6 protein-coding genes are annotated in these 4,453 nt (G+C 46.6%); 1 reads left to right on the top strand and 5 read right to left on the bottom strand.

All coding sequences use genetic code 11. From position 1 onward, the window contains the following. Positions 1-123: 123 nt before the first annotated feature. From KW93_RS07860 to KW93_RS07840, 5 genes are read right to left on the bottom strand one after another with little or no spacing between them, the layout of a single operon-like run. Positions 124-1,068 carry an ABC transporter permease subunit gene (locus KW93_RS07860; RefSeq protein ID WP_033542446.1) on the bottom strand — a complete coding sequence of 315 codons (945 nt, stop codon included), beginning with the start codon at positions 1,066-1,068 and terminating at the stop codon, positions 124-126. Beyond that, on the bottom strand, positions 1,046-1,969 hold the full coding sequence (locus KW93_RS07855; RefSeq protein ID WP_033542445.1) for an ABC transporter ATP-binding protein: 924 nt from the start codon (positions 1,967-1,969) through the stop codon (positions 1,046-1,048). The genes KW93_RS07860 and KW93_RS07855 overlap by 23 nt, the downstream gene beginning before the upstream one ends. Beyond that, complete coding sequence (locus KW93_RS07850; RefSeq protein WP_033542444.1) at positions 1,966-2,670, bottom strand: ATP-binding cassette domain-containing protein; 705 nt, start codon at positions 2,668-2,670, stop codon at positions 1,966-1,968. The genes KW93_RS07855 and KW93_RS07850 overlap by 4 nt, the downstream gene beginning before the upstream one ends. After that, positions 2,667-3,026 carry a GntR family transcriptional regulator gene (locus KW93_RS07845; RefSeq protein ID WP_033542443.1) on the bottom strand — a complete coding sequence of 120 codons (360 nt, stop codon included), beginning with the start codon at positions 3,024-3,026 and terminating at the stop codon, positions 2,667-2,669. Before KW93_RS07845 ends, KW93_RS07850 begins: the two co-directional genes overlap by 4 nt. A 1-nt stretch (position 3,027) precedes the next feature. Further along, complete coding sequence (locus KW93_RS07840) at positions 3,028-3,792, bottom strand: hypothetical protein (RefSeq protein ID WP_033542442.1); 765 nt, start codon at positions 3,790-3,792, stop codon at positions 3,028-3,030. Between the two features lie 142 nt (positions 3,793-3,934). On the opposite strand from KW93_RS07840, the gene KW93_RS07835 reads away from it, so the two are divergent. Beyond that, the gene (locus KW93_RS07835) at positions 3,935-4,357 is read left to right on the top strand and encodes a hypothetical protein (protein ID WP_033542441.1); all 423 of its coding nucleotides are present in this window, start codon (positions 3,935-3,937) and stop codon (positions 4,355-4,357) included. The last annotated feature ends 96 nt before the right edge of the window (positions 4,358-4,453 follow it).

The following is a 4,453-nucleotide window of genomic DNA, read 5'->3' as shown; positions in this document are numbered from 1 at the left end:
TGTCCAGACTCCAGCGGCCCAGCTCTTCGGTAATAAGCCAGCCCAGCTGCATGGCAAAGGCCGCCATTTCGCTGGTCCGTCCTATGCCTTTCAGAGCTTAACGGGCACTGTCGCTATTCTATATTACGCAGTAACATCCCGTTTGCCGAAAGTCAGATAGCTGATTGCCATGAAAATAAGGAAATAGACAAACAGCACAATCACGGACATAGACATCGTGATATCCTCAACAGGCATGAAACCGGTATAGTATTGCGTCAGGTCGGTGTGCGTGAACAGATAATATTTCACGATTTCGTAATTGGCCAGCAGGAACACAGCCTGGATGCCCGTGAACATGAGGAAAATCGATAAGCCGATGGACAGGGAACTGGAACGGAAAACCGTACCCAGCATGAATGCGAAAGTGCCGATGATCCAGACGCTCGCAAAGCTGAGCGCAATCATTTTGAGGCCTTCCAGCCAGAACGAGCCTTCCACCACTTCGGAGCCGTTCCAGACAAGGAAGGTCCCTTCGCCGATACCGAAAAAGATCAGCCCCGCCAAAGCCGTGACGACAAACAGCACCACTGCGAGAAGCAGCGCATAAAGCATTGTCGTTATATATTTTGAGGTCAGTATTTTCCAGCGCTTGACCGGACGCGTCAGCAGCATCTTGATGGTGCCCTGCGAAAATTCGCCTGCCACGATGCCGCCCGCGATAATGACAGTGAACAGCGTTACGATAGACATCATGACATGCGATTCAATGACGCCCTGCTGCATGGTGTTGTATTCATAAGGAGGCAGATCATTTTCCAGACGGTGTTCCGAAATGGCCGCTTCTCCTTCAAAATATTCCCGCTGCGCGTCACTCAGCTCCGGATTTTCCAGCATGCTCCGGTTATAGGCCAGCTCGTTCGTCTCGACTTCCTGCCACGATTCCGTATTGACGGATTCCATTGTGCTGTTGACCCATTTCGTAATGCCCGCAGTACCAAGCAGAACGAATGCCAGCAGAAAAACCATAATCCAGGAGGCTTTGCGGCTCCATAATTTCATCCATTCATTCTGTATGAGCTTGAGCAATTTCTCCGCCTCCAGTCATTTCGAGGAATTGATCTTCCAGTGTCGCTTTGAACGGCTGCACGGCGAAAACGGAAATATCCGCGTTGACCAGTATTTTGACTGCTCCCGGCACATGTTCAGCTTCAGTTTCGACGAGCAATCCACCGTCATGCTGCGACACCGGGAAGCCGATGCCTGTCAATATTTCTTCAGCAGCAGCCAAAGGTTCAACATTAAAATAAAACCGGGATTGCTGCAGCTCTTTCACATTTTTAATATCAATCAATTCACCGTTTTGGATAATGGCGATCCGGTCGCATAACAATTCGATTTCAGACAGTAAATGACTGGATACAAACACTGCGACACCGTTTTCACGGGCGATTTTCTGTAAATACAGGCGGAATTCACGGATGCCCGCAGGATCGAGTCCATTCGTCGGTTCGTCCAGAATGAGGAATTTGGGATTGTGAAGAAGAGCCTGTGCGAGACCAAGCCGCTGCCGCATGCCGAGTGAATAGGAACCGACTTTTTCGTTGATGCGGTTTTTCATGCCGACCTGCTGAACCACTTCGTCAATACGCTTCTTTGAAATGTCTTTGTGCATTCTCGAAAAATGCAGCAAGTTTTTATAACCCGTCATGTATTTATACAGCTCGGGATTTTCAACGATGACACCGACTTTTTCGATGCTTTCTTCGAAGTGCTGTGTCACCGACTGGCCCTCGATCAATACATCGCCTTCTGTTGGCTTCATCAGCCCGACCATCATCCGGATCGTCGTCGTTTTCCCGGCGCCGTTAGGTCCCAGAAAGCCGGTGATCTGTCCTTTGTACAGATCGAGATTCAAATTCTTGATGATTTTTTTATTGCCTATCGTCTTTGACAGGTTTTTAATCTGTACTAAAGGCTGCTCATTCATACAGTTGCACCCGCTTTCGTCACTTTTGTCATCCATTCCACCGTATCCATTCCTGTTTCATCGCGGATTTCATCCAATTGCCTGTGTGCCAAAACCTTGCCGGCTTTCAATAAAACCAGTTCATCGAGCAAAACTTCCACTTCCCGGATTTCATGTGTCGACAGAACCAGCGTCTGACGCTCGAGATCGGTGAATCGGATCAGTCCCTTAACCAAATCGCTGCGCACCATCGGGTCGAGTCCGGAAAATGGTTCGTCCATTAAATAATAACGGCTTTCCCGTCCTAATGTTGCAGCCATTTTAGCACGTCCGCGCATCCCTTTGGAAAGATTTTTCATCTTTGAAGAAAGCGGCACTTCCATGAATTCCAATACCTCTTTTGCCTTCGTTTCATTGAAATCGGCAAACTGGCTGTTGTAATAAGCCAATAATTGCTCAACGGTGAAATAGGAATAAAACATATCGGTATCAGGAAGGTAGGCGATTCTTTCAGCGTGTTTGCGGGAGACGGGGATTCCGTCGATCAAAATCGATCCACGGTCGATGGGACTGACTCCTGCAATCGACTTCAGCAAAGTCGATTTGCCGCTGCCGTTCTCACCGGCAATCCCGATTATTTTGCCCGTTTCCAAGCTCAAGGTAACCCCGGTCAATGCTTTGGTGGATCCGTATGCCTTTTTTACGTTGTTCAATTCCATCATTGGATTTCCCTCCTGACAAGTTCCACAATTTCATCTTTCGAAAATCCATAGGCTTCCACATTGGCGATAAATGATTTAACCAAATCCACTTTCTTGCTGTCCCGGAGTAGATTCAGGCGATCTTCATTTTCAGTTATGAATGAACCTTGGCCACGCCTGGTTTCTGTAAGTTCCATCGCTTCCATCTCCTTGTAAACGCGTTGCACTGTATTGGCGTTGACACCGACCTCAATCGCAAATTCCCTGACAGAAGGCAGTTTATCGCCAGGCTTTCTGTGCCCCCGAATAATGTCACCCGACAAGAGGTCGATCAGCTGCTGATAAATCGGCTTATCCTTGTCAAAATCGAGCCCCATATTAAGCCCTCACTTTCTTTTCAAACCACATTGCTGACAAGAGGTACAGAATCATCAGTAACAGCAGGGTGGTCAGCAGCTGCCCGAGATGGATTGTCGGCGGATCTCCGAAAGAAACCATTAATCCGTAGGACAGGCTGGTCAACAACTCCGATTCACTTAACTGGATGACCCCGAAATCTGTAACTGCGGCGTATAATTCTGTAGCTGTGACACGGTCCCACATCTCGAGACCGAAGATAAATAACCCGAAGGAAACAATATAAGCAAAGCCTCCGATTTTTGGTTTCATTGAATAGAACATGGTCAAGTAAAAATAGTAGATGATGGCGACGAGCACTGAGAAAAACAAAATACCTGCAATGAAAGCAGCTCCAAAGAGAAGTAATTCATTTAAAACAAATATCCCAGGTGCAAAAAGCGTAAATGCAAATGTCAGTATACTCATCCAAATCAATGACAGGCACGTGGCAAAAAGGGCAACTCCGAATTTGCTGGCATTAATTTTATGGATGGAAGCACTGGAATGGAAAAAGATATCCGGGTGATCCATCTCTTTCGTAAAGAGAACCGAAAGCAAAACAATCGGCACCAGTGTATGCAGCGCCATCATTGTTCCGCAAAAAACCAGAAGCCCTTCATAAAATTCAAAGTGAAACAGAGAAGCCGCACCCAAGGGAATAACAATATCCAGCAATAAAGCCAGCAGCACGTACCCTTTAATAATTGTCCAGTCTTTTATCATTAATCCGCGCAATTGATTCATTGTGCCATCTCCTCGTCTTACTGTATTAATTAAATAGTACACTAGGGCGATTCTAAAAGCAATGCAAATTCCAAATAAATGTCTAATAGGCCATTAAAAGGGGAATGTATATGTATACAGTTTTTATCTGGGAGGAATCGAAATGAAAGAATTACAGGACAAAGAGCAGATACTGATGGCGTATTATGCTCAATATTTCAAAGGGGCAAATGCAGAGGAAGTCAAACAGCTCGATAAGCGGCTCTCCGAAGAAATTGGCGAAGAGCGTTATCAGTCGGCAATGGAGGAATTGAAGAGTGAGGGTCTCGTCGTCGGCGTGGAAGAAGTGGAGAAACGCCAAAAAGAAGAAGGCACAGACAGTCCGATGGCAACCAACGAGGGCATGCTGTATATCAATAATGTCCTGAACCTGCAATCCTATGCGGTGGAAGAGCATCAGCTGGACTATCTGGAAAACAATCTCGAGACCAGTGGTTTGAAGTTCACGCTCCAGCCGGTTGAAGATTATATTAAAGAAACAATCAAAGAGCAGGCAGCAGAAAAGCCGAACGAAAACTCGCCGTGAATAGAAAAAGAAGCATCTTCCGCACAGGAGGATGCTTCTTTTTCTGTTTTTTATTCCCGGTTCACAGTCCAGACTCCAACGGCCCAGCTCTTCGGG

The sequence above is a fragment of the Planococcus sp. CAU13 genome (genome assembly GCF_000775575.1).
Lineage (GTDB): Bacteria > Bacillota > Bacilli > Bacillales_A > Planococcaceae > Planococcus.
Note: the sequence above shows the minus strand (reverse complement) of the source record. Positions and strands in the feature narration are given on the sequence as shown.

Bases quoted from the DNA above. Each gene is read 5' to 3' on its own strand.
- KW93_RS07840 (WP_033542442.1), bottom strand. From the start codon at position 3,792: ATGAATCAATTGCGCGGATTAATGATAAAAGACTGGACAATTATTAAA.
- KW93_RS07850 (WP_033542444.1), bottom strand. From the start codon at position 2,670: ATGATGGAATTGAACAACGTAAAAAAGGCATACGGATCCACCAAAGCA.
- KW93_RS07835 (WP_033542441.1), top strand. From the start codon at position 3,935: ATGAAAGAATTACAGGACAAAGAGCAGATACTGATGGCGTATTATGCT.
- KW93_RS07845 (WP_033542443.1), bottom strand. From the start codon at position 3,026: ATGGGGCTCGATTTTGACAAGGATAAGCCGATTTATCAGCAGCTGATC.
- KW93_RS07855 (WP_033542445.1), bottom strand. From the start codon at position 1,969: ATGAATGAGCAGCCTTTAGTACAGATTAAAAACCTGTCAAAGACGATA.